The 22,801-nt window shown below is 51.4% G+C and carries 22 protein-coding genes and 9 pseudogenes; 15 read left to right on the plus strand and 16 right to left on the minus strand.

Annotated elements, in window-relative coordinates; translation table 11 throughout:
* Positions 1-111: 111 nt before the first annotated feature.
* Positions 112-540, minus strand: a complete 429-nt coding sequence (tnpA, locus tag AC1M2H_RS28215; protein WP_480152196.1) for an IS200/IS605 family transposase — start codon at positions 538-540, stop codon at positions 112-114.
* 87 nt (positions 541-627) lie between these two features.
* Between tnpA and AC1M2H_RS28220 the strand changes: the two are divergent.
* Positions 628-1,175: pseudogene (locus AC1M2H_RS28220) on the plus strand (IS1 family transposase); the annotation flags it as partial.
* A gap of 13 nt (positions 1,176-1,188) precedes the next feature.
* On the opposite strand, the pseudogene AC1M2H_RS28225 reads toward AC1M2H_RS28220, so the two are convergent.
* A pseudogene (locus AC1M2H_RS28225) lies at positions 1,189-1,350 on the minus strand (transposase); the annotation flags it as partial.
* Between the two features lie 395 nt (positions 1,351-1,745).
* Here AC1M2H_RS28225 and AC1M2H_RS28230 point away from each other — a divergent pair.
* The 3 genes and pseudogenes from AC1M2H_RS28230 to AC1M2H_RS28240 form a co-directional block, all read left to right on the plus strand.
* Positions 1,746-2,120 carry a hypothetical protein gene (locus tag AC1M2H_RS28230; RefSeq protein ID WP_480152283.1) on the plus strand — a complete coding sequence of 125 codons (375 nt, stop codon included), beginning with the start codon at positions 1,746-1,748 and terminating at the stop codon, positions 2,118-2,120.
* Between the two features lie 53 nt (positions 2,121-2,173).
* Positions 2,174-2,473, plus strand: coding sequence for a DUF4087 domain-containing protein (locus AC1M2H_RS28235; protein ID WP_480152284.1), 300 nt, complete (start codon positions 2,174-2,176; stop codon positions 2,471-2,473).
* Positions 2,474-2,580: 107 nt separating this feature from the next.
* Positions 2,581-3,045: pseudogene (locus tag AC1M2H_RS28240) on the plus strand (transposase); the annotation flags it as partial.
* Positions 3,046-3,177: 132 nt separating this feature from the next.
* On the opposite strand, the gene AC1M2H_RS28245 reads toward AC1M2H_RS28240, so the two are convergent.
* The 4 genes and pseudogenes from AC1M2H_RS28245 to AC1M2H_RS28260 all read right to left on the minus strand — a co-directional run.
* Positions 3,178-4,434 carry a VWA domain-containing protein gene (locus tag AC1M2H_RS28245; protein ID WP_480152197.1) on the minus strand — a complete coding sequence of 419 codons (1,257 nt, stop codon included), beginning with the start codon at positions 4,432-4,434 and terminating at the stop codon, positions 3,178-3,180.
* 89 nt (positions 4,435-4,523) lie between these two features.
* Positions 4,524-5,099 carry a TerD family protein gene (locus AC1M2H_RS28250; protein ID WP_480152198.1) on the minus strand — a complete coding sequence of 192 codons (576 nt, stop codon included), beginning with the start codon at positions 5,097-5,099 and terminating at the stop codon, positions 4,524-4,526.
* 108 nt (positions 5,100-5,207) lie between these two features.
* Positions 5,208-5,498: pseudogene (locus tag AC1M2H_RS28255) on the minus strand (DDE-type integrase/transposase/recombinase); the annotation flags it as partial.
* Positions 5,499-5,587: 89 nt separating this feature from the next.
* Positions 5,588-6,076, minus strand: a pseudogene (locus tag AC1M2H_RS28260) (transposase); the annotation flags it as partial.
* 217 nt (positions 6,077-6,293) lie between these two features.
* Here AC1M2H_RS28260 and AC1M2H_RS28265 point away from each other — a divergent pair.
* Positions 6,294-6,827, plus strand: a pseudogene (locus tag AC1M2H_RS28265) (transposase); the annotation flags it as partial.
* An 8-nt stretch (positions 6,828-6,835) separates the two neighbouring features.
* Here the strand turns inward: AC1M2H_RS28265 and AC1M2H_RS28270 are convergent.
* Positions 6,836-8,022 (minus strand): IS3 family transposase gene (locus tag AC1M2H_RS28270; protein WP_480151836.1). Its coding sequence is split into 2 segments (ribosomal slippage): positions 6,836-7,746 and positions 7,746-8,022, totalling 1,188 coding nucleotides; the frame shifts between segments, so codons are not numbered across the junction.
* Positions 8,023-8,038: 16 nt separating this feature from the next.
* Here AC1M2H_RS28270 and AC1M2H_RS28275 point away from each other — a divergent pair.
* Positions 8,039-8,254, plus strand: a pseudogene (locus AC1M2H_RS28275) (transposase domain-containing protein); the annotation flags it as partial.
* Between the two features lie 175 nt (positions 8,255-8,429).
* Here the strand turns inward: AC1M2H_RS28275 and AC1M2H_RS28280 are convergent.
* The 6 genes and pseudogenes from AC1M2H_RS28280 to AC1M2H_RS28305 form a co-directional block, all read right to left on the minus strand.
* Positions 8,430-8,642, minus strand: a pseudogene (locus tag AC1M2H_RS28280) (IS481 family transposase); the annotation flags it as partial.
* A 69-nt stretch (positions 8,643-8,711) separates the two neighbouring features.
* Positions 8,712-9,659, minus strand: a complete 948-nt coding sequence (locus AC1M2H_RS28285; protein ID WP_480152199.1) for an HpcH/HpaI aldolase/citrate lyase family protein — start codon at positions 9,657-9,659, stop codon at positions 8,712-8,714.
* Positions 9,659-10,738, minus strand: coding sequence for a cysteine protease StiP family protein (locus AC1M2H_RS28290; RefSeq protein ID WP_480152200.1), 1,080 nt, complete (start codon positions 10,736-10,738; stop codon positions 9,659-9,661). The genes AC1M2H_RS28285 and AC1M2H_RS28290 overlap by 1 nt, the downstream gene beginning before the upstream one ends.
* 1 nt (position 10,739) lies before the next feature.
* The gene (locus AC1M2H_RS28295; protein WP_480152201.1) at positions 10,740-11,513 is read right to left on the minus strand and encodes an HAD family hydrolase; all 774 of its coding nucleotides are present in this window, start codon (positions 11,511-11,513) and stop codon (positions 10,740-10,742) included.
* Entirely contained in the window at positions 11,506-12,648 is a 1,143-nt protein-coding gene (locus AC1M2H_RS28300; RefSeq protein WP_480152202.1) for a phosphoribosyltransferase domain-containing protein, read from the minus strand. The genes AC1M2H_RS28295 and AC1M2H_RS28300 overlap by 8 nt, the downstream gene beginning before the upstream one ends.
* An 11-nt stretch (positions 12,649-12,659) precedes the next feature.
* A complete protein-coding gene (locus AC1M2H_RS28305; RefSeq protein WP_480152203.1) occupies positions 12,660-13,718 on the minus strand; it encodes an ATP-grasp domain-containing protein in 1,059 nt (352 codons plus the stop codon).
* A 510-nt stretch (positions 13,719-14,228) separates the two neighbouring features.
* Here AC1M2H_RS28305 and AC1M2H_RS28310 point away from each other — a divergent pair.
* From AC1M2H_RS28310 to AC1M2H_RS28345, 8 genes are all read left to right on the plus strand, one after another.
* The gene (locus tag AC1M2H_RS28310) at positions 14,229-14,813 is read left to right on the plus strand and encodes a TerD family protein (protein WP_480152204.1); all 585 of its coding nucleotides are present in this window, start codon (positions 14,229-14,231) and stop codon (positions 14,811-14,813) included.
* Positions 14,810-15,973: a TerD family protein gene (locus AC1M2H_RS28315; protein ID WP_480152205.1), complete on the plus strand. Its 1,164-nt coding sequence runs from the start codon at positions 14,810-14,812 to the stop codon at positions 15,971-15,973. The genes AC1M2H_RS28310 and AC1M2H_RS28315 overlap by 4 nt, the downstream gene beginning before the upstream one ends.
* Positions 15,974-15,995: 22 nt before the next feature.
* Positions 15,996-16,451: a tellurite resistance TerB family protein gene (locus tag AC1M2H_RS28320; RefSeq protein WP_480152206.1), complete on the plus strand. Its 456-nt coding sequence runs from the start codon at positions 15,996-15,998 to the stop codon at positions 16,449-16,451.
* 23 nt (positions 16,452-16,474) lie between these two features.
* Complete coding sequence (terC, locus tag AC1M2H_RS28325) at positions 16,475-17,515, plus strand: tellurium resistance membrane protein TerC (RefSeq protein ID WP_480152207.1); 1,041 nt, start codon at positions 16,475-16,477, stop codon at positions 17,513-17,515.
* Between the two features lie 50 nt (positions 17,516-17,565).
* Positions 17,566-18,144 carry a tellurium resistance membrane protein TerD gene (terD, locus tag AC1M2H_RS28330; protein ID WP_480152208.1) on the plus strand — a complete coding sequence of 193 codons (579 nt, stop codon included), beginning with the start codon at positions 17,566-17,568 and terminating at the stop codon, positions 18,142-18,144.
* Between the two features lie 79 nt (positions 18,145-18,223).
* Complete coding sequence (locus AC1M2H_RS28335) at positions 18,224-18,799, plus strand: TerD family protein (RefSeq protein WP_480152209.1); 576 nt, start codon at positions 18,224-18,226, stop codon at positions 18,797-18,799.
* A 285-nt stretch (positions 18,800-19,084) separates the two neighbouring features.
* Positions 19,085-19,558 (plus strand): tellurium resistance protein TerW, encoded by a 474-nt coding sequence (locus AC1M2H_RS28340; RefSeq protein WP_480152210.1) that lies wholly within the window; start codon positions 19,085-19,087, stop codon positions 19,556-19,558.
* Positions 19,559-19,834: 276 nt separating this feature from the next.
* A protein-coding gene (locus AC1M2H_RS28345) for an IS5 family transposase (protein WP_480147878.1) occupies positions 19,835-20,640 on the plus strand; the annotation gives its coding sequence in 2 pieces (ribosomal slippage) (positions 19,835-20,185 and positions 20,188-20,640; 804 coding nt in all).
* Positions 20,641-20,804: 164 nt separating this feature from the next.
* On the opposite strand, the gene AC1M2H_RS28350 is transcribed toward AC1M2H_RS28345, so the two are convergent.
* The 3 genes and pseudogenes from AC1M2H_RS28350 to AC1M2H_RS28360 all read right to left on the minus strand — a co-directional run.
* Positions 20,805-21,203: a hypothetical protein gene (locus AC1M2H_RS28350; protein WP_480152211.1), complete on the minus strand. Its 399-nt coding sequence runs from the start codon at positions 21,201-21,203 to the stop codon at positions 20,805-20,807.
* A gap of 168 nt (positions 21,204-21,371) precedes the next feature.
* On the minus strand, positions 21,372-21,695 hold the full coding sequence (locus tag AC1M2H_RS28355; protein ID WP_480152212.1) for a GNAT family N-acetyltransferase: 324 nt from the start codon (positions 21,693-21,695) through the stop codon (positions 21,372-21,374).
* Positions 21,629-22,039, minus strand: a pseudogene (locus tag AC1M2H_RS28360) (integrase core domain-containing protein); the annotation flags it as partial. The gene AC1M2H_RS28355 and the pseudogene AC1M2H_RS28360, both read right to left, overlap by 67 nt.
* A 61-nt stretch (positions 22,040-22,100) precedes the next feature.
* Between AC1M2H_RS28360 and AC1M2H_RS28365 the strand changes: the two are divergent.
* Positions 22,101-22,796 (plus strand): IS6 family transposase, encoded by a 696-nt coding sequence (locus AC1M2H_RS28365; protein WP_480152213.1) that lies wholly within the window; start codon positions 22,101-22,103, stop codon positions 22,794-22,796.
* Positions 22,797-22,801: the final 5 nt, after the last annotated feature.

Below are 22,801 nucleotides of genomic sequence, written 5' to 3' on the forward strand. Positions count from 1 at the left end.
CGAACAGGTTATGTTTTTATATGAAGGAGTAAGTATCCTCCGGCAGAGCCGGAGGCTTTAGGGTGAGCGCCTCAAAGGCGCTGACAAACCATGAGCCGCCCAGGGCGGCTGCTATACGTTCAGTTTCATCTGGTCGTATCGTTCGTCTTCTCGTTCATGATTGCGTATGTAAGCCCTGACCGTAGCCTCATCCAGACCAACGGTTGACACAAAATATCCCCGGGCCCAGAAAATCTCGCCGGTGAAGTTTTTACCTCTGCCGAAATGCCGGGCTATTGCTATCGCACTTTTCCCCTTCAGATAGCCGACAATTGTTGATACTGAGTACTTTGGCGGAATGCTGATACACATGTGGACATGATCGCGCATCAGATGCCCCTCCAGAATCTGACAGCCCTCTTGGCTCGCAAGCTCATGGAATATGTTGCCTAACTCACGCCGCAGCGCACCATATAACCGTTGCTTCCGGCGTTTGGGGATATAAACCACGTGATATTTACAGTCCCATTTTGTATGGCTTAAGCTCTGATAGTCTCTCATCACGAATCCTCATATCCTGGCGGAGATTTCAGATTCGCGCGACTGACTTAAAGGTCAAACCTTTCGGAGTCCCCCGGCAAAGCCGGGGGTTTACCGGACTTAATTACCGAAATGGCCTTCAACGGTGCCGGTGTCCGGGATACGGCAAGAACGCTAAAAATCGGCATTAACACCGTCATCCGCACTTTAAAAAACTCGCGCCGAAGCGAATAACATCCTCTCCGGTTGCCCATGCAGATGTGGCTCTTATCTGTGAACTCGATGAGCAATGGGGCTTTGTCGGCAGTAAAGCCCGGCAGCACTGGCTCTGGTATGCCTACAACACCAAAACAGGGGGCGTTCTGGCTTATACGTTCGGCCCCCGTAATGATGAGACATGTCAGGCGCTGCTGGCGTTATTGACCCCCTTCAGCATTGGCATGATAACGAGCGACGATTGGGGAAGCTACGCCAGAGAGGTGCCGAAGGAGATACATCTGACTGGTAAAATTTTCACACAGCGCATTGAGCGAAACAATCTGACGCTGCGAACCCGTATCAAGCGGCTGGCACGCAAAACAATATGTTTTTCACGTTCCATCGAATTGCACGAAAAAGTCATCGGCGCATTCATCGAGAAATACATGTTCTACTAATTGGATGCATTACCGTCTCACGCTCATCAGTTCGCTCATGAGGTTCCGCGTTGATGCGCTGGGTGACATCGGCTTCCATGATGCGGTTGAGCATAAATTCGGTGAGTTCACGCAGAAAGTCCTCACCGCCGGGTTGCATCAGGGTATTGGTGAATGTCATGCTGTTGTCAGCCATCGGTTTGTTCCTTTTGGATAATGTCTTCATAACCATTACCTTACCGGATAAGCCGATGGCGCTCACCATCCTTCCGAATTTACACCACGTCCTAAGACTCTACCGTCACGTGAGCCGGTAACGCCCGCCGCGGCCTCATGACCGAACGTTAGTGAACGAATGAGCGAGGAAGCGTAATGTCACCTGTGCATACAGAGTACCGCGATCACTCCTGAGCCACATATCACACCTGTCACATGAAGCACTTCCCTGAATTCCCACTTCGCCGTAACATACTAAGCCAGTATACTCTCCCCAGGGCTACGTGACTGGTTAAGGGCTGCGCCCCGAAACCAATAATTTCCCGTCCTTCCCGGCGTTATCAGGAGGCCTGATTGTCCGAGAAACGCACCAAAATGCTCACCCTGTGGGTGACGGAAGACGAGCGCCGGCGACTCCTTGAGCGCTGCGACGGTAAACAGCTTGCGGCCTGGATGCGCCAGACGTGCCTTGATGAGAGGCCGGCATGCGAAGCATATTCAGAAAAGCTTGGTGTTGATTTGGTTTCGGAGCCTGATAAAGCTTTAGAGCCTAATAACTCCTTATTTGTTCTCATTGATGGATTCAAAAATCGAGTATTCACAGGGAGGAAACTGACTGATTATGTGAGTGAAAACCAAGTGGATTACCTCAATGCAAGACGGTGCATTAATGGTTTAGATCACGCAGAACAAATCAAAGGATTTGCACAAGATTTTTTAAGTAAGCTGGATGCGGGGGAGTTGATTTGAGAATAAAATCACTATGTATAACCGCAGTTTTGTTCGTTCTTAGCTTTTCTTCTTTGGGGAGCGAATTAAGGTGTGGATGGTTACAAAATCCTAGCCCAGCCAATCAATGGATCAGTGATAAAGACGGAACGTGGGATATATCAAATCAGGGACGGTTTACTTCAAGCGGCATTGAGAAACTTAAGGATTTCCCAGACAAAGAGTATGTAAAAACAAGTGGGAATTATGGGTATGGGTGTGCCTGTATCAGGGCTGATGTGGATTTTGATAAGAAAAAAGTAATCAAAATCTACAGCTCTAAAATACTACCTCTTTCCCGTTGTCAGGGGGATCGGACTCTAAGCGAACCTTGATGGTTAGCGATATGGAAAAGCGTTTTAAAAAATCTGATCCTGTACATAGATTTGTGTAATTGCCTGATTTTGATATGTTCAATCCAACATCAAATACAGGTTAATTTATGGACGAAAAACAGTTGCAGGCTCTGGCTAACGAACTGGCCAAAAATCTCAAAACGTCTGACGATCTCAACCAGTTCGACCGCCTGCTCAAAAAAATCAGTGTTGAGGCGGCGCTCAACGCCGAAATGCCCCATCACCCCGGCTACGATAAAAATCAGCCCAGACTGGCGACCAACGCCCGCAACGGCTATACCCAAAAGACTGTTATCACTGGCGATGGTCCGCTGGAGCTGCGTACACCGCGCGATCGTGATGGTTCCTTTGAATCCCAGCTGGTGAAGAAGAACCAGACCCGGATCACCGGCATGGATAACCAGATTTTATCGTTGTACGCCAAAGGGATGACCACCCGCGAGATCGCCGCCGCGTTCAAAGAGTTGTATGACGCTGATGTCTCTCCGGCGCTGGTCTCAAAGGTTACTGGTGCCGTCATGGAGCAGGTCACCGGATGGCAAAACCGGCCACAGCATACGTCAATTCGGTTGAGGCTTTTGAACGCTTCGAATTACAAAGGCGCATGAGCTCGACATACCTCTTCTAGCCCATCACGCCCTTCAGTGCTTAACATAACCGGCCATCTGGCCGGTTGTGCATTTTCAGCGGCAGATACCCTCTCTGCGCGATGCATCTAACCACTCTCTGAACTCTACCAACAGCTGATCATATAGGTATTCATCGCTCAGACGCTCGTAGTTATCGATCGGGAAGAAGTGGGTGTTATCGACCGGACGTCCGCCGATATTATCGAGTTTTTCCAGAATCCCGTAATTGTTGCCCCCCAGGCCAACGAACTTGAAGAATATCGGGCAACCAGAGGATTCAACGATTTTTTCTTTAATTTCACGCGTCTTGTTTATGCCACCATCTGTGATGAAAACGACATAAACCGGTAATGTTGCATTTCTGAACTCACGAATAATATCAGCCAGCACGGGGGGCTCATTGTTGGTGCCGCCCAACCCCGGCAATATTTCCCACATGTCTTTCTTGCCGTTTTTCTGGATACGTTCAATGTAACCATCCAGATTGTCGAGGGTCACATCTTCATACCGTTTGTGTTTTCCGGCAAAGCCCCAGACTGGCATTGAGCCATCATCATCGAACTGGACAGCCAGCGCTGCAATCCTTTCTAAAACTTTCTGGACATTGCCTTTCTTGAACTGCGCGGTCATTGACCCGGATGCATCCAGTACAAAGGCAACCTGGGCTTTTACGTCTGAAAGACGATGCTTTTCCAGACTGACGCGTATAGGTTTCGCCAGACTGACCAGAGCGGGTGCTTTGGCAAGCTTCTTCTCCAGACTGACAGTCGTATTTGGGGTTTGAACAGGAGCAGCAGAGGGAGCAGGCTCAGGGCTTGCGACATCCACTCCAAAGTGAAGAGCCAGCGGATGCAGGCCACCATCAAATCCCTGACCTACAGCGCGAATTTTGAATTGCCCATTGTGCCGATAGATGTGGGCGACGATCAGCGCTTTCTCACTTCTTCCCTGCAGCGGCACATTAAAAGTATGGCCGTCGACGGTCATTTTAAGCTGCTCAAGCCCATCCAACGTATCCGGGCCATCAATCACGACAGTCAGGGCAATCTTGGCAACTGCGGAAGGAAGAGTGGAGAGGTTGACATTAAAGACGGTGTCACCCTGCTCGGAGCTCATAGTGACGCTGTTATTCGCGTTGCTGTTATTGTTGAAGAAGAGCATGTCTTCATCTGCATGCGTTTTCTCGTTTTCTCCCAGGAGAAAAGCAGATGCATCCAGATCGCTGCGGAACATGGCCTTCTGAGTATTAGAGAGGCGAACCTCAATCTGGCTGGCACCAATCACAGTATTCTGACCGGGTAAAAGATCCATATTAATCCCCCAAATATCACGTCACACCTGCCAACGCAAGCGAAAAAAGCCCCTTCATATTTGATGAAGAGACTGATACAGAGCTTTAATCAGACGCTGACGCCATGCTGTGAAGCCAGAGCGGACAAGCCACCCCCAAATCCCTGACCGACTGCTTTGAACTTCCACTCACCGTTGTGGCGATACAGTTCGCCGAATACCATTGCCGTTTCGGTGCTGGCATCTTCAGACAGGTCGTAACGCGCGATTTCCGCATTGTTGTCTTCGTTGACGATGCGGATGTAAGCATTAGATACCATACCGAAGTTTTGTTTACGGGCTTCCGCATCATGGATTGTGACAGCAAAGACCGCTTTCTGAACGTCAGCCGGTACAGTCGTCAGGGTCATTTTAACCTGCTCGTCATCACCCTCGCCTTCGCCAGTATGGTTGTCACCCTGGTGAACAACCGAGCCATCAGGGCTTTTCGGATTGTTGAAGAATACGAAATGCTGATCGCTCAGCACTTTTCCGTCTGCGCCAACCAGAAAAACGGAGGCATCAAGGTCGAATGCCTGACCATCAGTAACACGAGAATCCCAGCCAAGACCAGCGATTGCTTTGGTCATAGTAGGTGCTTCTTTGGAGAGGTTTACGTTACCGCCTTTCGTCAGATTAACTGCCATCTTTAAATCCTCTTTGCTTTAGGCTAATGCCCGGTCTGGCCGGGCGTAAGATTGTGGGTTCTGTCACATTAACGACAACAGGTCAGCAGAAGTCATGCTGTCTGTTTTTCAGGCAGCCAACAGATAAAATTGCTCTGCAGGCAACAATCCTTCGCCCGCAGGATGATCAAGCTGTCCTTTACGGAGCATGTTTACCAGCTCAATGCCTGCCAACAGGCACCGGACCCGCCGAAACGATTTGAATCCCAACATCGGTCGCGTCCGTCGTTTGATGTTCCGGTGATCCTGTTCCACAAGGTTGTTCAGATATTTGTTCTGCCTGATAGTGATGCTTTCTTCATCAGATTTGTCGGCATTGAGCATCGCCAACGCTGCCGTATTGGCACTGTTCTGGTCAATAAATCAGGACTCTTTTTTATCAGTCATTGGTCGAGTCCGTCAAGGTGGTGTAAATTTAGCTACAGCCTTCCGGTCCGGTAATGGGACTGTTATTCGCTGACTGGCAGCGCTTCGATTACTTCGGTTTCAGCATTCTGGTCTATCTCTGCCATGCTGTGCTGCGGCAGATAACGGTTCTGCAGCAGCCATTCCTCATTCCGCTCTGTCAGCACCGCCCCCAGCAACCGCATGATGCTCTCTTCGTTGGGGAAGATGCCCACTACATCAGCACGCCGTTTCACCTCTTTGTTCAGACGCTCCAGTGTGTTCGTGGAGTGGATTTTCACCCGGTGCGCTTTCGGGAAGCCGAAGTACGCCAGTACATCCGCTTCCGCCTCGTCCATCATCTCCGTGACCGCCGGGAAGCTCTTTTCCAGCTGGCCTGCCACCTCACGCCAGCTGGCATGGGCATTCTGCTCCTCTGTCTGCACGAACACCTGCTGCAGGACGGCACGAACCACCGACTGGCTGGCCCTGCTGACGCGCCCCATCACATTACGCATGAAGTGGACCCGGCAACGCTGCCAGCTGGCGGTGAGGTAGAGTCTTAGGACGTGGTGTAAATTCGGCAGTATGGTGAGAGCCATCGGCTTATCCGGTAAGGTAATGGTTGTGAAGACAATTACCTTAAAAGGAACAAACCGATGGCTGGTAGAGTCTTAGGACGTGGTGTAAATTCGGAAGGATGGTGAGAGCCATCGGCTTATCCGGTAAGGTAATAATGGTATGAAGACATTATCCAAAAGGAACAAACCGATGGCTGACAACAGCATGACATTCACCAATACCCTGATGCAACCCGGCGGTGAGGACTTTCTGCGTGAACTCACCGAATTTATGCTCAACCGCATCATGGAAGCCGATGTCACCCAGCGCATCAACGCGGAGCCCCATGAGCGCAGTGATGAGCGTGAGACCTACCGCAACGGCTATCGTGACCGTCAGTACAACACCCGCCCCGGCACGCTGGACCTGCGCATCCCGAAGCTGCGGGAAGGCTCGTACTTCCCGTCCTTCCTCGAGGCCCGCAGGCTGTCGGAGAAGGCGCTCAACGCGGTTATCCAGGAGGCGTGGATAAATGGCGTCTCCACCCGCAAGGTGGACGCCCTGGTCCGGTCGATGGGAATGACCGGCATCTCCCGCAGCCAGGTGTCGTCCATCTGCCGCGGCATCGATGAGCGTGTGCAGGCCTTCCTGCAGCGACCGCCGGAAGGGGAATGGCCCTACCTGCAGCGACCGCCGGAAGGGGAATGGCCCTACCTGTGGCTGGATGCGACCTACGTGAAGGTCTGATCTGGTCAAGTTAAACAGGACACTTTTTTCTCAGCCATCTGTTCATATCGCACTGGCGATAAATACCCATTCGAAGCATGGTTTCTGTCAAGATTGTAATAACGCATATAGTCTGCAACATCACGTTTCATACCTGCCCGCGTCTGCTGCGGGATCAACAGCACCCATTCATGTTTCAAACTGCCCCAAAAACGCTCCATTACCGCGTTATCCCAGCAGGCGCCAACATCTCCCATGCTGCTTCTGAGTCCGTAACTGGTTAACTGCGTTTGGAAGCGCTTGCTGGTATACTGCGCTCCACGATCGGTATGGACGACCAGCCCTGTCGGTGGATTGCGCAGGTTGTAAGCCTGCATGAGAGCCCGGCAAACCAGCGACGATGTCATTCTCTTGTCAATGTGCCAACCGACGATCCGGCGGGAATATAAATCCATGATCGCAGCCAGGTACAACCAGCCTTCACCCGTTTTCAGATACGTAATATCACTCACCCATATCTGGTCCGGTCCGGGAGGATTGAAGTTCTGATTCAACAGATTTGGTGCAAAATCAGCCCCTTTCTTCGGTTTCGTTGTGACCTTCCAGGCACGGCGTTGCCGGCAGAGAAGTCCCTCTTCGCTCATGATTTTTCTAACGCGCCAACGACTTATGGTGACGCCTTCTTCACGGAGCTTTTTAACCAGCGTTCGGCTCCCGGCACTTTCCCGACTGGCAGAGAATAACGCCTTGAGCATCACCCTGACTGCGGTATCTTTCGGCGGGCAGGCTATCGGCTTTTTTCGCCAGGCATACCATGCGGACGGGCTAATGCGCATCACGCGACAAAGCGTCCGTAGCCTGTAATTACCTGCGTTATCGAGGATAAACTGGTATCTCACGACATGTGCTTCGCAAAGAAGGCGCTCGCCTTTTTTAATATTTCCTTCTCAATGCGTAACTCTTTGTTTTCTAGACGTAGCCTTCGGAGTTCAGCTTGTTCATCTTCACTAAGCGGACTTTCATGGCGCTGGCGCGCGGCGGCGACCCAACTGCGCAATGTTTTGGCGCTGATCCCCAAAGAAGTTGCGGCACGCGCAATGGAGTAATTTTGCGTCAGCACCAGGGCCACCGTTTCCTTCTTAAATTCTGGCGTAAACTTTCGCTTCTGATTCACTAAACACCTCCATTTTGGATGTAAGTTTAGTGTCCTGATTATTCGACCACAGCAGCGAGCTGTCTGCCTTGGCAAGAAAAATTATATCTTCTTCGGGAGCGATCACGGTGGTGAGCGTGGAGCCCTGCTGTACGGTCTGATCGGTACGTGCAGGCTGAATGGCATCGACCCGGAGGCTTACCTACGCCATATCCTGAGCGTTCTGCCGGAGTGGCCCAGCAACAAAGTGGCTGAACTTCTGCCCTGGAACGTGGATCTCACCAATAAATAGCCGTCAATACGGCACTCGCTGAACGCTTACAATCAGTCTATACGGATGCGAAAATGCTGAATCCACACCGCTGGGCAGGGGCAACGAGAAACTGGAACTGGCAGGATGAAGTGTGGCTAAATCCGGAACGGGAAAGGCTGGCCGCATGAATCAACTGAGGCGACAACTACCTTGACACGCACCGATCCTCAACGGACAAAATGGTGGAGCGGACCTGCCTCGGCCCTGTAGGCAGATCGGTGACCGAGGTCCGTTTCTTCCACTTCGCTACGGTTTTCTGATTGATGCCATAGCGTGCAGAAAGCGCTCTCAGGCTCTCTTGACTATTTTGTATTGCTCGACGGACTGCCTCTGTCGTTGTGGCGCTGCCGTGTAAAACCTGGCCCATAGAGCCTCCTTCCATTCTGCTGAGAAAATTGCACCACTAAAACTCGGGACTAAACACCTAGTGTCCTGATTATTCAACCACTACAAGCCTCATCCCGTCCGTCTTCTGTCCTGTGGTCAGTCCGTATACCTGGCCCCGGGCCAGGATCCCCTGAGCCCACCGCCGGTGAGTCGCCGGTTCGCACATCGCTCCCTGAGATTTAAAGACCGCCTGCGTGGAGTTCAGAATACGCAGCGCATCTGAATGCTCGCCAGGCGAGACCTTCAGTGCCCCCTCAATCACACTGATCTGCTCCGGATGAATCGCGGTTTTTCCCACCAGCCCGTGAGCGATATCCATCGCCAGCTCGCGCTCCATGACGCCATGGTCATCAATGTGTTCACATACCGGCGCAGTCAGCGCAAAATCACGGGGTGCAAACACCGAAACCAGCATTTTAATCACATAGCCCATTGGCGTGTCGTAGAGAGTCAGATCCCGTGGCCGTCGCAGAGAGACCACGTTCATCAGGTCATTCCCCCCGATGCGCAGCGCAATAATACGTTCCCGGCAGTCATGATCCGACAGTTCAGAAGCCAGCGCCTGCATTTTCAGCACGTCATAGACCTCTTCTGTTTCAAGCGTCGGCATCATGCTCAACCCGGTACCGGTCATGATGTCCCACCATACCGGCAACGTGGAACGGGTGAACTTCGGCAGCACAAAACCATCAACCGCACTCAGATCCCTGTTTGCAGCCAGCCATCGCCCCATATCCGGATGGCGGGGCCGAATAAAAACCAGCGGCCGCTCGTCGTCTCCATGTTGGAATTTCGCGTCATTCAGCCTTTGCAAAAACAGTGAGAGATTCTGAAGTGCAAAGGGAACATCATGCTCACTGACCGCATCTTCCAGGCAGACCACCAGAGACCGCAGACCGGGTATTTTCCCTTCCAGCACTACTTCGGCAAGATCCATACGGGTTGCTGGCATATACAGCGTTGCACCGAGATCCCAGGGAGTGAATTGTTTTTTCATCAGCGTACCTTTTTGATGATGGTAACCGCACGATACTGGCCGAGAGCGTCCCCGACTTCCGTCACCGTAATTCCTTTCTCTTTTGCCAGACCGACCAGAAGAGCGACATCCAGGTCATCCATCTGCCTGACAAACACATGATCGGGCACTCGGCGCAGAACTGCCCGTGTCGCTTCAGCAATGCCTGGTTTAATCCGGTTAATGTTGTCCACCTCATAACGTTCGGCCAACCCTCCGATGACGTCCCGGCTCAGCTGCCAGCGTGCAGCATTGTGCCCGGCGTCCCAGCCGGAAGCGGGAAGGTCTCTCCCGTCAAGCTGTTCGCGGAAATGCGCTACCGTATTCACCAGCATCTGGCTGCATTCAAAAGACTGAAGGCGATCGCAGACCACACAGCCATGCAGGCCTTCTTCAGCCCACACAGAGCGCGAAATCAGACCTGATACAGGAGCACCCATGATACCGAACGGAATCAACCAGTCATCGTCACTGGCGGCAAGCCAGGCACATCCGCAGGGATCTGCCAGCACAACCAGACGAGGCTGTACCGGATAGCCGGGGCGGTCCTTCAGCGTGCGTGACAATTCGCCGGTAATGGCTCCTTTTCCCGTCCAACCGTCGACAAACACAATGCCCTTTGTGCCATGACGTGATTCGATGTAGTCGAGCGCCGCAGCGTCAATACCCCGATCGCGGATAATGCTGATACCGTAATGGTAAGACCGTTTTCCCATTGCCCGTAGCGCCTGATGGAGCATCACGCCAAGAGGGACACCGGCTCTGACCAGACTGACCAGAACCACGGGGTCATCACCGGCGCGCAAAACCAGTTCACGGCTAAGCTGAGATACCTCCCGCGCCAGCCGTGCTGCCCCCGCGTCCAGCGCACGGGTGAAAAGATCCAGATGCCAGCGGGTTGGCTCAGGCTCCTGACTCAGCATGTCGGAGTAATGCATTTTCCCTGACTGAATCAGTTCTTCCTTCAGGTCAACCGGCGTCATCTCCATGGCAATGGGCTTCAGCAAAAACTGAACATCGTCCGGTTGATACGAACCAGAAAACGAAGTGATGTGAGACATGTTATTTCTCTCCAAAAATATGCTGTGAAATAGCCTCAGCAAACTGGCTCTGGCGTGGGAGACCAAACCAGTTGCACAGTTTCATGAACCGATGGTCACTCAGGCTGTCACCCAGCCCTATCACCGGGAAAACCCCGCGCTCCTGGCGGAGCTTCTCCAGCAACCAGGAAACGGCCAGTCCTTTTTCTACCGGGCAGGGGAGCCAGGCGATGTTGTTACTGTTACGGTGGATGTAAAACCCCTCAGTCGAAAAGACGCGCTCGATCTCGTCCCCGATGGCATTCAGCTCATCCAGCTTCGTGCTGTCGCAGTGCTTCATGACCAGATACACCGGCGTGCCATCATATTCGTAATTGAGCCGCGCCCAGGCATTGACGCCCCGGGCATCCATGAGTTCGGTGATAATGTGTTGCATCGACGTTAAGCGGTCGGCATAGGGGGACAGGCCCTCCAGCATATGGGCTTTCCAGTCGCTGTCTGGCGTTCCATCCGGTCGCAGGATCACCGCGCCATGGGTCGTCACTGCCCAGGAACGGAAGGGGATCTGCACCCGGCTGATTTCTTCCGTGCCTCTGGCCGTCACCGGGATGAGGTCCGCCTGCTCCAGCAGCCAGTCCACCAGCATAGCCTGTTCTTCGGTCATAAAGCTGCGTGGGGTGAGGCTGCGATCCAGTGCACCGGTCCGGAACGGTTCAAGGGCAAGTTCATCCATCATTTTTCGGCGAGTCTGGAACAGGGTGTCATCAAGGTCGCTGAATACGACAGGCTTATTCATAGGTAATAACCTCTACATCAGGAGCGACAGCTGAAAGCGCTTCAAGCAGGCGGGGATCCACACTCGACGCCGGGGTTTCGGTACAAAGCAGGATACGGTCAAATTGCTGGTGGGCGACGTTGTAGACAAAATTCGGGATACCCAAACCGTAGTTATCGCTGAAGGCAATAGCGGACTGGATAGCAAAACCAGTTGAAATCGGTGATCGGGTAGTGGAACTGTAAAGGACCTGAGCGCCCGCCGATTCCAGCCGTTCAGCCAGCAGGAACGGTTCCCAGACGAATTCGCCCGTGCCCAGCACCAGAATGTTTTCCCCGTGCGAAACCTGAACCTGCAGGCCCAGGTCACTGGCCGGTATCTGCATCCCGAGTCGTCCCCAGGACTGTTTGCCGGTAACCGGAACGTTCCCCCTGGAGGTCACATTGACCGGCGGCATCACGGGCAATGGGGCATCCGGATCGGCTGTCCAGCGCCAGTGGCCTGAGATGAGCGATACAGCGTGAATGGGCAAGAGGCTGTTCTGTCTGAGGGCCTCTCCGCTCCAGTCCGTCAGCGTGACAGCAATAACCCGTCGTACCTGCTGGAGTGCCCCCGATGCCCGTAATGAGGCCAGAAGATTGAGAAACGTTTTCCCGGTCGTGGCTTCATCATCCACCAGCACCAGCGTCTGAGCTTCTGCCACTGTGCGCCGCATATCCGGTGTGGAGGGATGGTAGATCAGGTGGTCAGTGGCATGGCTGTGCTCTTCTTTAAACTCACACAGCAGTTCGCCATCTACCGGATGGCGGGTTGATGTCAGATAGACACAGTCAGGGTGATGCTTACGCACCTCATCAAACACTCCCGCCCCGAGGCCGACAGCCGTCTCGGCCATCCCGATAAAGATCACCGGCCCATCCAGAGCCTCAAGGAATTGCTCCGCCAGCTGTGTATAAACGTCGCGCATTACCTGAGGCGAGACAGGAATGTGGCGACCCAGCACTTTACTGACAAACAGGAATGCGCGTTTGGGATTACGCCTTTCGGCGATATCAAAGAGATCAGTAAGGCGATAATCGGTCATCTCGCTGCTCACCTCAATCCGCCCACAAGATAATGTCTTTTGATAAACGGAACATCCATCCATTACTGACATATTTATCTCCATTAATCGATTCTGTTGGTCAATGATGCCGGATAACGGATAACGTCGGTGACAGAGCGCATGACTGCCGGTAAAAAATCACTTTTCGCTGACTGTCTGACCTGATCCTCATCCATCAACCCCAGTGTATGGAAGGCATACAGACCCGGCAGATTCACACCACTGTGCTGCGTATACCCAATTCCCCCTGACGGGCGCATGTTTATTTCAAGCAGCAGGGGATTGCCTTCAGCGTTATGCCGGGTCTGGACGTTGACCATTCCGTCTGCGTTCATTAAGCGGGCGCAGGCTATGGCGAGTTCAATCGCTTCTCCTTCATTCTCCAGATGCTGGAGCACACCCTCCTTACGCCGCCCGACGGCGGCCAGGACCGTCCCCTTACTGACCACCATATCTACGGAGTATTCAGGTCCCGGTAAATAAGGCATCAGAACCTGAGGTGTAAAGGTCTCCATTTCGGCATGTGCGGCCAGATACTGTGACGGACGGATAACCCGGTTATCGGGGTTATTCAGAAACGCGACCGGTGGAATCTCGTCATCAAAACGCCAGAATCCCATGCCATAAATACCGGTTACGGGCTTAATACAGAGACGATCAGAAGGATACGGGGAGTGGCTGAGCAAATGACTCAGTTCATCGGGAGAGTTGACCCGCACAGACGGCACAACCGGGAGTCCATTTTTTGCCATGAACTCCGAGAAAGTAACTTTTTCGTCGGCAAGGTCGAACCATTCGGTCCCGGTCCCGCCGGTCGTCAGCGTGACGGAGGGATGTTCAATTTCCTCCCGATGGGTCTCGAACCATTTACAGTTTCGCCCGGTATGAATGGCATTAATCCCATAATTCGTTGTGACAGAATGAATAAAAGAAAGACGGTCGTCTTCATTTTGGGGTTCGATCAATGCGGAATCGGAAACAGACAGGATCTCATTCCGTTCATTGCGGTGAGAAGAGAAAACAAGAATATCTTTATCGTGTTTATCTGCAAAATATTTCACACCGAGAATAATATCTCGCTGGGAGGACAAACCTTCTGTAAACCAAATCTTATTTTTCATCTGTTATTGTTTTTGCCTGAAGAGAGAAAAAGTTTTACTAATACATGAGTCTAAGAACGCCACCGAACCATGTCAATCATAACATGATAAAGTCTGGCTGCTTATATACTCAAAAAATTTCAAGGTGCAGGATGTACGTTTTGATACCTCTGCCAAAGCAGTTGCATTCTGATGCAACGCAATCTGCAACTTGAAGTATCACGGGTATAAATTTGATATTAACTATACCCATTAAACTTCAAGATGCATGATGTCATCTTGTGAGTCCGTCATAACAACGGCACTCTGTGGCAACACAACATGCATCTTGAAGTATCGTGAGTATATTATTATTTATTATCAGAAAGTTATGTGAATTTATTTAGTTAACGTGGAATGTAATTAAAAGTAAAGAACGAAAACCTACCCGTTTTTGTCTTGCAGGTGAACTTTGTCATGATATGATTCCGATGGTACCTGCTTTACTACTAATTTAATAATGTCTCAGTCAATACCTTTTAAGGAATGAATATGGTTTCTTTAAGTAAAAACCAGACGGTATCACTCAGCAAACAATCATCCGCAATCAGCCAGCTTAAGTTCGGTCTGGGTTGGGATCCGGTAAAGAAAAAAGGGGTATTTGGCAACATTTTTGGCGGCAATGACGCTATCGATCTGGACGCGGGTTGCGTTCTGTTGGACAGCGCCGGTAATAAAATTGACACGATCTGGTTTCGTAAACTGAAATCGACCTGCGGCTCCGTGGTTCATACCGGCGATAACCTGACGGGGGAGGGAGAGGGTGACGATGAGGTCATCAATGTCTATCTCAGCCAACTGCCTGCAAAGGTTGAATATCTGGCTTTCACCGTCAACAGTTTCCGTGGGCAGTCTTTTAATGATGTGGATAACGCTTTCTGTCGGGTTGTGGATCAGACCAACAAAGAACTGGCCCGATACAAACTGACCGAGCAGGGGGCGCATACTGGCATTATCATTGCCTCACTCCGCCGTAATAACGGCAACTGGGACTTTACCGCCCACGGTAAAGCCAGTAGTGGACGCACGATCGATGATATGTACCCTGACATCATTAACACAGTGGTCAGCGGATGAACCTGACGCCAGGGGGAAATGCCCCCGTTCCCGCTCAGGAACTCCGCGTGAGGATCCTTTCAGGTGGCCCCGTTGATGCCTCCGCGTTCCGTCTGTTTAGTGACGGAAAAGTGCAGGGAGACGCGGATATGGTCTTCTACGGTCAGACCCGTAATGATGATAACTCCATCGTCTTCCTCGCTGAGGGAAACAATACCTCTTTTACCGTTGACCTCAACCGATTCAAGCCCGACGTCCAGAAAGTGTCTTTCACGGTAACCTGTGATGGCAATCAGACGGTATCTGGTTTGCAGAGCCTTTCTATTCTGGTTGAAAACGGGTCCTGTCCGCTGGTCAGCGGACAGGTTGAACTGGCAGGCCGTCAGGAAGCCGCACTGATACTTGGTGAGCTGTATCGGCGTAACAGTGAGTGGAAGTTCCGGTTTATTGCCCAGGGGTTTAATGGTGGTCTCAAACCGCTGGCTGAACACTTTGGTGTGAACGTCTCTGATGATGCCACACCATCCTCTCCGCCGTCAGTCACACCGCCTCCGGCTTCTGCGCCAAATAAGGTAAGCCTAAGCAAGGTCTCGTTGACCAAAGAGAAACCGGCTATCAGCCTTGCCAAGAAGGATAACTTTGGCGAGATCCGCATCAACCTTAACTGGCATCGTGGCTCCGGCTCCCGTGGTTTACTGGGAGGGATGTTTGGCTCAGGCAAAGCGATTGACCTTGATTTGGGCGCGTTCGTCAAACTTCAGGATGGTCACAAGTCCGTTATTCAGGCACTCGGCAATGCTTTTGGTCATTATCACAACGAACCTTATGTGCAGCTTCAGGGCGATGATCGTACCGGGGAAGTCTCGGATGGCGAATGGCTGCATATTAATGGTCGGGAGTGGAAAGAAATCAGTCAGGTTTTGATTTATGCCTTTATCTATCAGGGCGTTCCCAGCTGGGATAAAACCGACGGCGTGGTGACGCTCCATGTGCCCGATCAACCCCCGATTGAAACCCGCCTTACTGAAGGGGACAACAAACGGACGCTGTGTGCGATTGCCCGTCTTGTGAATGACAACGGGTCCATTCGCGTAGAACGGATTAACCAGTTCTTCAGAGGCCAGGAGGAGATGGACAGGGCCTTTGGCTGGGGGTTTCGCTGGTCTAAAGGCTCTAAATAACCAAATTGATGAGGAACGGAAAATGAGTTTTTTCGACAAAGTTAAAGGGGCACTGAACTCAGGCCGTGATGAGCTGACCCGCCAGGTTGGCCGTTACAAAAACAAGAAATTTATGCAGGGTACCGTCGCGGTATGCGCCCGTATCGCGGTTTCCAGTGACGGCGTCAGCGCCGAAGAAAAGCAGAAAATGATTGGTTTTCTGCGGGCATCAGAAGAGCTGAAAGTTTTCGAGACGACCGAGGTTATCGAATTCTTCAACAAACTGGTGACCAGCTTCGACTTTGATCTGGAAATTGGTAAAGGCGAGACGATGAAGTACATCCTCGCACTGAAAGACCAGCCAGAAGCGGCTCAGCTGGCAGTTCGTGTCGGTATTGCTGTTGCAAAAAGCGACGGTAATTTTGACGAGGATGAGAAAAACGCCGTCCGTGAAATTACCCGTTCACTGGGCTTCGACCCGACTGAATTCGGCCTCTGATAAACATCCGCTAAGGGTACGCTATGGTTTCCACACACATCGGTTTTCCGACTGAAACAGTGATTGTTTTTATTGCGCTGTCGGTCGGTGCCATCTTTATTGACCTGTTCATGCATCGCCATGACAAGCCAATCTCCCTAAAGAGCGCAGCCTTATGGTCCGTTTTCTGGGTTATCGTTGCGATGGCATTTGCCGGTTTCCTCTATATCCATCACGGTGCAGAAGTTGCCAGCCTGTTTGCCACGGGTTATGCGCTTGAGAAGGTCCTGTCCGTTGATAACCTCTTCGTCATGATGGCTATCTTCTCGTGGTTCTCAGTGCCAGACCGTTATCGCCACCGTGTACTGTACTGGGGGATCGTTGGGGCCATCGTCTTCAGGGGGATCTTCGTTGCCATTGGTACCGGTCTGCTCAGCCTTGGCCCTTATGTCGAACTGGTCTTTGCCGTGGTCGTTGCCTGGACTGCTGTCATGATGCTGAAAAGCGGTGACGATGGCGATGAAATTGAAGACTACTCCCAGCACCTCGCCTATCGCCTGGTCAAACGGTTTTTCCCCATCTGGCCGAAACTGTCCGGACATGCGTTCCTGCTAACCCAGAAAGAAGTTGATGCCGAGCTGGCGAAACCCGAAAACAACGATGTGACCATTGGCCGGGCAAAAAAAGCCGCCCTGTATGCGACCCCGCTCATGCTGTGTGTCGCGGTCGTTGAACTCTCTGACGTCATGTTTGCCTTCGACTCCGTACCGGCAATCATTGCGGTCAGCCGTGAGCCTCTGATTGTCTATAGCGCAATGATGTTTGCTATCCTTGGTCTCCGTACCCTCTATTTTGTGCTGGAAGCCCTGAAGCAATATCTGTCACAGCTGGAAAAGGCAGTTATCGTTCTGCTGTTCTTTATCGCCTTTAAGCTGGGTCTCAATGCCTCAGACCATATCTGGCACCATGGCTACAGTCTGTCTGCAACCACCAGTCTGTATGTCGTACTGGGCGTGCTGGCGCTCGGTATTCTTGCCAGCGTTATCTTCCCTGAAAAACCGGAAGCGGAAAATAAAGAAAGCTGATCTCCGGCTGTTCAATAATAAGTATGTGATTAACGAAAGAGGATAAATTGATGAGTGTTTCACTATCTAAAGGCGGCAACGTCTCACTGAGCAAAGCAGCCCCGACAATGAAAAATGTTCTCGTCGGTCTTGGCTGGGATGCCCGCTCTACCGATGGTCAGGACTTTGACCTCGATGCTTCGGCGTTCCTGCTGGCCGCAAATGGCAAGGTTCGTGGCGATACCGATTTTATTTTCTACAACAACCTGAAATCTTCCGACGGTTCTGTCACCCACACCGGTGACAACCGTACCGGTGAAGGCGATGGCGATGATGAATCCCTGAAAATCAAACTGGATATGATCCCTGCTGATGTGGACAAAATCATTTTCGTCGTGACCATTCACGATGCTCAGGCCCGCCGCCAGAGCTTCGGTCAGGTATCTGGTGCATTCATCCGTCTGGTCAATGATGACAATCAGACAGAAGTCGCCCGCTATGACCTGACTGAAGATGCCTCTACCGAAACCGCAATGCTGTTTGGTGAACTGTATCGCCACAACACGGAATGGAAATTCCGTGCAGTCGGCCAGGGTTATGCCGGTGGTCTGGGTTCCGTTTGTGCGCAGTACGGCATCAGCGCATCCTGATAAAAAGTCACTTTTCTCACTATTTTCACGCGGGGTTGGTCATCCGGCCCTGACGTCAACGATAAGAAGGAGCGATAAAATGGCAGTTTCTCTCGTAAAAGGCGGTAATGTTTCTCTGACCAAAGAAGCCCCTTCCATGAATGTGGCACTGGTTGGTCTGGGCTGGGATGCGCGTGTTACCGATGGTCAGGCATTTGACCTCGATGCCTCGGTCTTCCTGGTCGGCGAAGATGGAAAAGTGCTGTCCGACGCGCACTTCGTTTTTTATAACAACACCACCAGCCCGGACGGCGCGGTTCAGCATCAGGGTGACAACCGTACCGGCGAAGGCGACGGCGATGATGAACAGGTCAAAATCGAGCTGGCTAAAGTCAGTGCTGACGTTAAAAAACTGGTGTTTGCTGTCACTATTCATGAAGCAGAAGCCCGTAAACAGAACTTCGGTATGGTCAGCAACAGCTACATGCGTGTGGTGAACAACGATAACGGCGCTGAGATTGCACGTTTTGACCTGTCTGAAGACGCCTCAACAGAGACCGCGATGATCTTCGGCGAACTCTATCGCCATGGCGCTGAATGGAAATTTAAAGCCGTCGGGCAGGGGTTTGCTGGTGGCCTGGGTGTGCTGGCGCAACAGCATGGCATCAACATCTGATACGTAACCCCGGCCTGTCCGTTTTTTTTCTATCAGCTTACTCAGTGAACATTGCTCAAAATTAAAGAGGGACAAGATGCAATTACAATCAGGACAGAATATTCCACTGCATACTACGGATCTGACGCTCAGACTTGACTATCTGTCGTCGTTCAGTTTCGTAGTGAACCAGAAACCTGCCTGTTTATGCTGAATGCTGACGGGAAAGTCACCGGTGATGCCGACTTGACCAGAACAGTTTCAGGTCATTGACCCTTTTACGATAACTGCAGGCACCAGCTGACTATGCAACTAAACACCCGACAAGAACGAATTTATACTCTGGCAAACTTACTGGGTACGGGGAAACCTGTTTCTGCGGCAAAAATCATCAGCGTTCTTGACTGTTCGGAACCTACCCTCAGTCGTGCCCTGAAGGAGCTTCGGGAGTCCTATGCGGCGGAAATCAAATACAGTAAAGCCGGTCATTCCTATCAGTTAGTTTGTCCCGGGCAGCTCGATAAAAAAACATTACGCCGGATGAATGAAGCACTCACTCAAAATGCAGAACAGAAAGCGCAGGATATTTCGACAAAAGTGGTGCTGGATAAAGATCTGAAGACGACAGTCTCTTTATCCATTCGACGCCGGGTACTCCGTAAAATTGACGAACTGGCGGAACTAACCGGCACGTCCCGAAGTGAGGCGGTAGAGACTCTCGCTGAAACGAAAGTTGAAGACTTTATTAAGGCAATTCAGTTGAAAAATAAACCGGAATAAAATGTACTAGCTTAGACCTGATCTGACAGTTACCGGTTATTTATACAGGTGTCTGTCAGATTAAGAGTATATACCCAATAAACTTCAAGATGCATGATGTCATCTTGTGAGTCCGTCATAACAACGGCACTCTGTGGCAACACAACATGCATCTTGAAGTATCGTGAGTATATATGTAATCTACTGTGTGAAAGTATTTTAATAAATCTAAGATTAGAGCCTATCCCAAAAGGAATTATCGTATAATACGTTACGGTAATTTCTGAGGGGGAATGTATGGCGGGTAGCAAGTGGCAGATCAGCGACGAACTATGGGAAAAAATGGCTCCACTCATCCCGGAGCATAAAACCAGCCACCCACTGGGGACTCATCGTAGACGCGTTGATAACCGTGCTGCCATGGATGCCATATTCTTCGTCCTCAGGACCGGTTGCCAGTGGAACGCCCTGAACGCCACCGGGATATGTTCATCGAGTTCTGCACACCGACGCTTCCAGGAATGGCGCGATGCGGGAGTCTTCGAACGCTTCTGGCAGAACGGTTTGCTTGCCTGCGAACATCTGGACGGCATTGACTGGTCCTGGCTGTCGATGGACGGCTGTATGACCAAATCGCCATTGTCAGGAACAAAAAAACAGGCCGTAATCCCACGGACAGAGGGAAACAAGGCGTAAAGCGTAGCCTGCTGACAGACGCCAACGGGCTTCCTCTGTCGCTGGTTGTTGCAGCAGCGAACACGCACGATATCAAACTGGTTGCAGATACGCTCGATGCACTTCAGACGGGGCGTCCGGGGCAAAAACTCAGACTCTGCCTGGACAAAGGTTACGAAGCTGGCTGGCTGAAAACGTATCTACAGAGCCGCCGCTACGAGCCGCATATCCAGTCCCGTAAAGAGGAGTCTGATGCAGGTAAAAACACCGACTTCAAAGCCCATCGCTGGGTTGTCGAGAGGACTCATAGCTGGATGAATCGCTTTCGCCGGGTTCTGACCCGATGGGAAAAGAAGGCCGAAAATTACGAGGCCATGTTGCATTTTGCCTGCGGCATCATTGTCTGGAACAAAATCCTATTGGGATAGGCTCTAATACTGGGGGCAGGTCACACCCACTGACATTACCGGTTGCCCCCGTGCAGCCCGGTCGCCGCATATTTTTCTAAAACCTGGTAAAACTGTTCAGCCAGCGTTGATGGTCCTACCCGCCCTAAAGAGCGGGTAGGATGTCAAGAGTGAAAACCAACAGTTTAACGCATCCCTGCCATACCTTTAAGTTTTCGGCAGGTTTCTTTCTTGTCTGCCTCGTTCATGGTGGCTATTTTGGCGCGGACAGCATCGTAAGATTTGGCGAATGCCTCATCATAGGCCTCGAGTGAAAACCCGCCCCTACTGAGCACGGCTCTCTGCTGGTTTTTCATTTTCTGCAACTGCTTGGCAGTGTATGAGTTGCACATCTCCGACAACGCGTGCATCTTACCACTTAAAACGGCCATATCAGGTGGTGAGATATCAGATTCAGAGAGAGATGCTATTGTAGATTTATCAGGTATTTGAGAAGTATCAGGTTCTGCAACTTGAGCACAGGCAGAAAAGCTACCGATAAGCGTCATTGCAATGAAAACGAATGCCATTTTTTGAGCAATCATCTAAAAAATATCTCCATTCCATTTACATGTTTTGCGCCAGCGAAAGTTGTTGTGGCATACTGACGTGTAATTAAACTGTACTAAATAACTGTTCCTAATAGTAGATCACTTCCGGGAACTTACACCAAATTGAAGGTACCCCTCAATATTGAATTGTTTAAACGACAATCAAAGATCCAGCTTTTCCAGCAATATCCGTCTGTACACATTAGTCTGCCGTTTGATGAATCCTGTCTTTTTATAAAGCTTATTTGCTGCTACACGTCCTGAACGGGACGTCAGATCAACATAACGTGCTCCGTAGGTACGTGAGTAAACAATAGCAGAATGAAGTAATTCAGAGGCGACCCCTCTTCGTCTGAACCGGGTACCGACAATCACGTCTTCAATAATACACTTCTTACCCGACAGCAGTGTCACGCAAACTAGGTGTTTAGTCCCGGCATTTGATGGATCGGATCCATTCTGAAATGCTCTGGCTCGGATGTCCACTGTTTGCAGATGAATTCGTAAGGTGTCAGGCCCTTGAGCGTCTTGAGTCTTCGCCCGAAGTTGTAGGCAGCAATGAAGTTATCTAGGTGCTGACGCAGTTGAGTATGGTCGTCGTAATGGAAGCGTTTTACGGTGGCCTCCTTGATTGTCCGGTTCATCCGTTCAACCTGACCATTGGTCCACGGGTGCTTGATTTTGGTCAGCCGATGCTCGATGCCATGCTCCCCGCAGACCCGTCCGAAGATGTGTGGGAAGGCATACCGGTCTGAGCTGCGGTTGGCAAATTGGATACCGTTATCGGTCAGCACAGTATGAATGATGTACGGCACAGCATCGACTAAATTGGGTTCTGTCGCATTAAGACATCATCAGGTAACATGCTGTTTTTTACGATGTTGCCTGACCATGTCTCTTATCCGAAAGTCCTTCAGACGCCTGCATTACCCCGTTGATATTATTGCTCAGTGTGTCCGCTGGTACCTGGCGTATTCCCTGAGCCTCCGCAATCTGGAAGATATGATGGCTGAGCGCGGAGTTGTCGTTGACCACGCCACGCTTCACCGCTGGGTCATCCGACTGGTGCCCCTGCTGGATAAGGCGTTCCGACGGCATAAACGCCGGGCGGGTCGCCGCTGGCGAATGGACGAAACGTATATCAAAGTCAGGGGGCAGTGGAAATATCTGTACCGCGCGGTAGATACACGTGGTCAGACCATCGACTTCCTGCTGACGGCGAAGCGTGACGCGGCGGCCGCGCTGCGTTTCTTCCGCAAGGCTATCCGCCACCATGGTGAACCGGAGGTGGTAACCATTGATAAAAGTGGCGCCAATACGGCAGCGTTGACTACACTCAATGCCGACAAACCCGATGAAGAAAGTATCAAGATCAGGCAGAACAAATATCTGAACAACCTTGTGGAGCAGGATCACCGTAACATCAAACGAAGGATAAGACTGATGACGGGATTCAAATCGTTCCGGCGGGCGCAGACCATCCTGGCAGGTATTGAGCTGGTTCACATGATACGCAAGGGGCAGTATCAACATCAGGACGGTGACGGCCTGTCCCCGGCAGACCAGTTTTACCTGTTGGCTGCCTGAAAAGC

The organism is Klebsiella sp. F11 (genome assembly GCF_056712265.1).

Coding starts and splice junctions, on each gene's coding strand:
- AC1M2H_RS28315 (WP_480152205.1), top strand. CDS start 14,810: ATGAACCTGACGCCAGGGGGAAATGCCCCCGTTCCCGCTCAGGAACTC.
- AC1M2H_RS28230 (WP_480152283.1), top strand. CDS start 1,746: ATGCTCACCCTGTGGGTGACGGAAGACGAGCGCCGGCGACTCCTTGAG.
- AC1M2H_RS28250 (WP_480152198.1), bottom strand. CDS start 5,099: ATGGCAGTTAATCTGACGAAAGGCGGTAACGTAAACCTCTCCAAAGAA.
- AC1M2H_RS28305 (WP_480152203.1), bottom strand. CDS start 13,718: ATGAAAAATAAGATTTGGTTTACAGAAGGTTTGTCCTCCCAGCGAGAT.
- AC1M2H_RS28350 (WP_480152211.1), bottom strand. CDS start 21,203: ATGATTGCTCAAAAAATGGCATTCGTTTTCATTGCAATGACGCTTATC.
- terD (WP_480152208.1), top strand. CDS start 17,566: ATGAGTGTTTCACTATCTAAAGGCGGCAACGTCTCACTGAGCAAAGCA.
- AC1M2H_RS28320 (WP_480152206.1), top strand. CDS start 15,996: ATGAGTTTTTTCGACAAAGTTAAAGGGGCACTGAACTCAGGCCGTGAT.
- AC1M2H_RS28300 (WP_480152202.1), bottom strand. CDS start 12,648: ATGTCAGTAATGGATGGATGTTCCGTTTATCAAAAGACATTATCTTGT.
- AC1M2H_RS28285 (WP_480152199.1), bottom strand. CDS start 9,659: ATGAAAAAACAATTCACTCCCTGGGATCTCGGTGCAACGCTGTATATG.
- terC (WP_480152207.1), top strand. CDS start 16,475: ATGGTTTCCACACACATCGGTTTTCCGACTGAAACAGTGATTGTTTTT.
- AC1M2H_RS28295 (WP_480152201.1), bottom strand. CDS start 11,513: ATGAATAAGCCTGTCGTATTCAGCGACCTTGATGACACCCTGTTCCAG.
- AC1M2H_RS28290 (WP_480152200.1), bottom strand. CDS start 10,738: ATGTCTCACATCACTTCGTTTTCTGGTTCGTATCAACCGGACGATGTT.
- AC1M2H_RS28365 (WP_480152213.1), top strand. CDS start 22,101: ATGTCTCTTATCCGAAAGTCCTTCAGACGCCTGCATTACCCCGTTGAT.
- tnpA (WP_480152196.1), bottom strand. CDS start 540: ATGAGAGACTATCAGAGCTTAAGCCATACAAAATGGGACTGTAAATAT.
- AC1M2H_RS28245 (WP_480152197.1), bottom strand. CDS start 4,434: ATGGATCTTTTACCCGGTCAGAATACTGTGATTGGTGCCAGCCAGATT.
- AC1M2H_RS28335 (WP_480152209.1), top strand. CDS start 18,224: ATGGCAGTTTCTCTCGTAAAAGGCGGTAATGTTTCTCTGACCAAAGAA.
- AC1M2H_RS28340 (WP_480152210.1), top strand. CDS start 19,085: ATGCAACTAAACACCCGACAAGAACGAATTTATACTCTGGCAAACTTA.
- AC1M2H_RS28310 (WP_480152204.1), top strand. CDS start 14,229: ATGGTTTCTTTAAGTAAAAACCAGACGGTATCACTCAGCAAACAATCA.